Annotated in this window: 4 protein-coding genes, 1 pseudogene and 1 other annotated feature; all 5 genes and pseudogenes read left to right on the top strand. The window is 40.7% G+C overall.

Annotation, left to right across the window (positions count from 1 at the left end; genetic code table 11):
• A pseudogene (locus tag AC2FA3_RS14815) lies at positions 1-81 on the top strand (IS1595 family transposase); the annotation flags it as partial.
• A gap of 277 nt (positions 82-358) precedes the next feature.
• Positions 359-772, top strand: coding sequence for a hypothetical protein (locus tag AC2FA3_RS14820; RefSeq protein WP_413501632.1), 414 nt, complete (start codon positions 359-361; stop codon positions 770-772).
• A 12-nt stretch (positions 773-784) separates the two neighbouring features.
• A protein-coding gene (locus tag AC2FA3_RS14825; protein WP_413501631.1) for an IS3 family transposase occupies positions 785-2,004 on the top strand; the annotation gives its coding sequence in 2 pieces (ribosomal slippage) (positions 785-1,070 and positions 1,070-2,004; 1,221 coding nt in all).
• Positions 1,060-1,176: a sequence feature (AL1L pseudoknot), on the top strand. Its footprint overlaps the gene before it by 117 nt.
• Positions 2,005-2,481: 477 nt before the next feature.
• On the top strand, positions 2,482-3,459 hold the full coding sequence (locus AC2FA3_RS14830) for an OmpA family protein (protein WP_413501630.1): 978 nt from the start codon (positions 2,482-2,484) through the stop codon (positions 3,457-3,459).
• Positions 3,460-3,541: 82 nt separating this feature from the next.
• Positions 3,542-4,494 (top strand): Ig-like domain-containing protein (locus tag AC2FA3_RS14835; protein ID WP_490510247.1); only part of this gene is annotated, 953 nt, incomplete at its 3' end.

Below are 4,494 nucleotides of genomic sequence, written 5' to 3' on the forward strand. Positions count from 1 at the left end.
TGTGAGTGGCGTTTTAATCACAGTGACCCAAAGTCGCAATTACTACAATTAAAACAATGGGTTAAACAGGGTTTGAATTAGTTATCTAGGACAGCCCCAATTAATTATGATAAGCTGCAAGTAAACTCATACAAAAAATTGGGTCTTAATAATGTCCTAGTATTTAATTCTTCTCATCATTATAAACGTTGTTTATGTCTATAGTTCGTAGTAATCAACTTTGTTTATTGATAATATCGATATAATCATTAGATCTCTTGCAAAAGTACCAGTTTATTGACTTCCACTGACGGAGTTACAAGGGCTAGTAATGACTTATGCAAGAAGTCTATTTATCTGAGTAGGTGTACCAACGTTTATGCTAGCAAATAATATCAACTGGAAAGATATAAAAAGCTATGAGTATTCACAAAACACAGCCTTTGAAGAGGTTGTTTGCCAATTAGCTTATAACGAGAACAAAGAAAATGGTCAATATATTAGAGTAAAAGCTCCTGATGGTGGCGTTGAGTCTTATTTAATTTTAGACAATGAAGAAGAGATTGGCTGGCAGGCTAAGTACTTCTTCGATATTCAAGATAGTCAATTCAAGCAGATTAAGAAATCGTTTGAGACAGCTATCACAAAGCACCCAAATCTGGTGAAGTATTACGTTTGTTGTCCTATTGATAGAGCAGACCCAAGAATACCAGATAAAAAGTACCTTCAAGATAGGTGGAATGACTTTGAACCTTTGAACCGCCCCGGGATTGTCGGAGACTCAACATTCTGAGAGAATACAACGATGAAAACACGACACTACACCCCCGAGATTAAAGACCGCGCCGTTCGAATGCTGATTGAAGCATTAAGCGACTATCCTTCCACCTGGTCAGCTATTCAAGCAATTGCCCCTAAGATTGGCTGTACGCCTGAAACCCTGCGGTCATGGCATAAAAAGCACATAGACCAAACCATTCCCGCCTCAGTGCAAGCTCAAAGTGACAAAGAGCGTATCAAAGAGCTTGAACGAGAGAACAAAGAGCTCAAGCAAGCCAATGAGATTATACGTAAGGCTGCTGCTTTTTTCGCCCAGGCGGAGAAGGGCCGCTGACTAAAATCATGATTCAATTCATCGACGACAATAAACATCTTTATGGGGTCGAGCTGATCTGTAGAGTATTACCGATTGCCCCGTCAACCTATCATCGTAAAAAATATTTAGCTAATAATCCTGAAAAACGTTCACTGCGCAGTCAGCATGACGACTATTATGTCAGCGAGATTAAACGTATCTGGCAGGACAGTAAATGCCGTTACGGTGTTCGTAAAGTCTGGCAGCAGATGAAAGCTGACGGATTAAAGGTTGCTCGTTGCACCGTCGAGCGTTTAATGAAGCAGTATGGTATGCAAGGCATCTGGCGCGGTAAGGGTAAGATTACCACCAACAGCCGTGACGACCAAAAGCGCGCTGATGACTTAGTCAATCGTAACTTTAGCGCTTATCGTCCTAATCAGCTGTGGGTTGCAGATTTTACCTATATCAAGACACTGAGTGGCTGGGTTTATACTGCTTTTATTATTGATGTGTTCGCTCGTGCCATTGTGGGCTGGAAAGTATCCAATCGCATGAACACCGATATGGTGATGGCCGCGCTCAATCAAGCGATAGCAGATAGGAATAATCCCAAAGATGTGATTCATCACAGTGATCGAGGGGTTCAGTATTTATCCATTCGCTACACAGATAAGATGGCTGACTGCGGTGTGATTGCCTCTGTTGGTACAACAGGCGACTCTTATGACAACGCATTGGCTGAAACGGTCAATGGGCTGTACAAGTCTGAGGTGATTCATTATTTGAAAGAGAGCTGGTCTGGTGTGAACGATGTTGAACTGGCAACCCTTGAATGGGTCGATTGGTTTAACAAAACACGACTACATAGCACGATTGGATATGTGTCACCCTTTGAGTTTGAAAAGCGGTATTATGATAATTTAATCCTGTCAGGCATTGCTGCCTGACTAAAGTAAATCAGCCTCCGATAAAGTCGGGGCGGTTCACTATCTTATTTTAATTCAATCTGTATTCAAGAAAATATTTAGTAACAATATGAGTAATATAATACAACAATATCTTACATGGCACTTATAGTCTTAGTTCAATCGTTCCCAATTGTCAGTAATTGTTGTAAGTACCAGATACAAATGTGTGTATTTTACAAAGATGATTAAAAGAAAAAAGTGTCACATTTCAAGAAATATTATTAGATACACGAAAAGAATTAGCACATAAATATTTAGTAAAGCAAAGAGTATCTGCTATGTATGTTGGCTTTGTGTCCATGACTAAAATTTAGTATAAGCATTGAAATTTCGTATGCTCTGTAATCAGAAATGGCTAACTTCATAATAATAAGACTCTGACGTGATTCTCACGACTAAGAGATTTAAAATCTTAAAGTGACCATTATTTTATAAACTTATATTTAGGAATCTACTATGGAAAAGGTATTTAAAAAGGCCATCACTACTATTATGCTACCAACGATTTTTTTTGGTATATCTTCCTGTGCTACTACTAGCAATAATAGTATTGATAACGATGGAGATAGCCGACGTGTTGGCAAAGTCGCATGGAATAACCAAGTAGATACTGATATTAGTAAGATGCTAGCAGAACAAGTGGCTAATGACGAAACTCGCCTGATATTCATCCGAAAAAATGATAATGATCCTGAGCAAACCAGTGCCAACATCGCAATCAACGACAGATTTCAAGTCAGCCTACATCCTGGTAACTACACCGCCGTCAACTCTTGTGTAGGCACAAACCAACTAAGCGCTCATGCCACTGGCTTTAAAGACAATAACTTGCTCGCTGAGCAAAAAGATTACCAATTAGCTAGTGGTCAAACGTACTTCTTCTACGTAGACATGGACGAAAGTGGACAAGGAACACTGGATCAGATAACAACAGAGAGTGCATTGCCATTATTAGCAACCAAACGCTATCAAACGCACCAAATTAGTCGTGTCGTCCCCAACTGTCCTACACCAGTGATTGCAATACCACCAGTAACGCAGCCAGCACCAGTAGTAGAACAACCAGCCGTATTAACTGAAAAAATGACTATTGAACTCGAAGTACTGTTTGACACCGACAAATCTATAGTAAAACCAGACTACTATTCTAAGATCTCTGAAGTAGCAGAGTTTATGGCGCAATATCCTAATACGTTAGTTACTATCGAGGGACATACTGATAGCCGTGCTAGTGAAAAATATAACCAAGCATTATCACAACGTAGAGTAGATGCTGTAAAAGAAGTGTTAATCACTCAATTTGGGACTGCACCTGAGCGTCTGAATGCCATTGGTTATGGTGAGTTACAGCCAAGAGCCAGCAATAATACTGTAGAAGGCCGTCAGCTTAATCGCCGTGTGATTGCCATTATTGAAGAGCGACCAAATAATTAATATCAAATAAATTTCATAACCACTGAAACCGTGCCATATAAAATCTAAAATGGTACTGCTATCATTAAAAAAAGGTAACCCAATGAATACTGTCATCGTAAAAATAAATGATGCTACTCAGACCATTGACCAAATATCTGTTGTCACCAAAGATGGTGTCCCTACGGTAATCACTGCTACGAACAAAGTGAACTATGAGTTTCACGATACTGCTATTGGTCGTGCGCCTAACCATATTATTACTAAACGTGTCAAGAACGACTTGCATGTCTCATTTGAAAAAGAAGGTCAAGAAAGCGACCTGATTATAGAAGGGTTTTATGATAATACAGATAGTGCATTGCTTGGTATTGCTGAAGATGGCGAGTACTATTATTATATTCCAGATACTGGTGAGACCTACGACTATGTAACTCAATTAGAGATAGGTGATATTGAGGGTCAAGCTTTAGGAGGTCAGGAATATGTAGCAGTTGCTGCCATACCTTGGTGGATACCTGCCGCAGCTGGTCTGGGAGCAGTAGGTATCGTTGCGGCTAGCAGTAGTAATAATAACTCGTCAATCACTCCACCTGTTAATCAGGCACCAGTTGCCAAAGACGATATGGCAGAAGGTGAAACAGGTCAGCCTGTCATCATCGACGTGGTAGCGAATGACAGCGACCCTAAAAACGACTTAGATCCAACGACAGTCAAGCTTATCGACCCTGTGACAGGTGATGAAGTCACTAATGTAGTGGTAGATGGCGAAGGCACTTGGTCCGTTGATGGCAGTACAGGCAAAGTGACCTTTACGCCAGAGTCAGGCTTTACAGCGGATCCAACACCAGTAGACTATGTGGTGTCTGATAAAACGGGTGAGAAATCTAACCAAGCGACTATTACCGTTGACTATCCAGGAATAGTAAGCATTAGTGGTACCACAAGCTTGAATGAAACCGCGGCTGATGGCAGTGCCAATGAAGCGACCTATACGGTCAGCATCAGCAACCCAAGCACTGAAGACACGGTCGTGACTGTCACGATTAGTGATGG

This window comes from Janibacter sp. CoH_79_TC_3, from assembly GCF_058197955.1.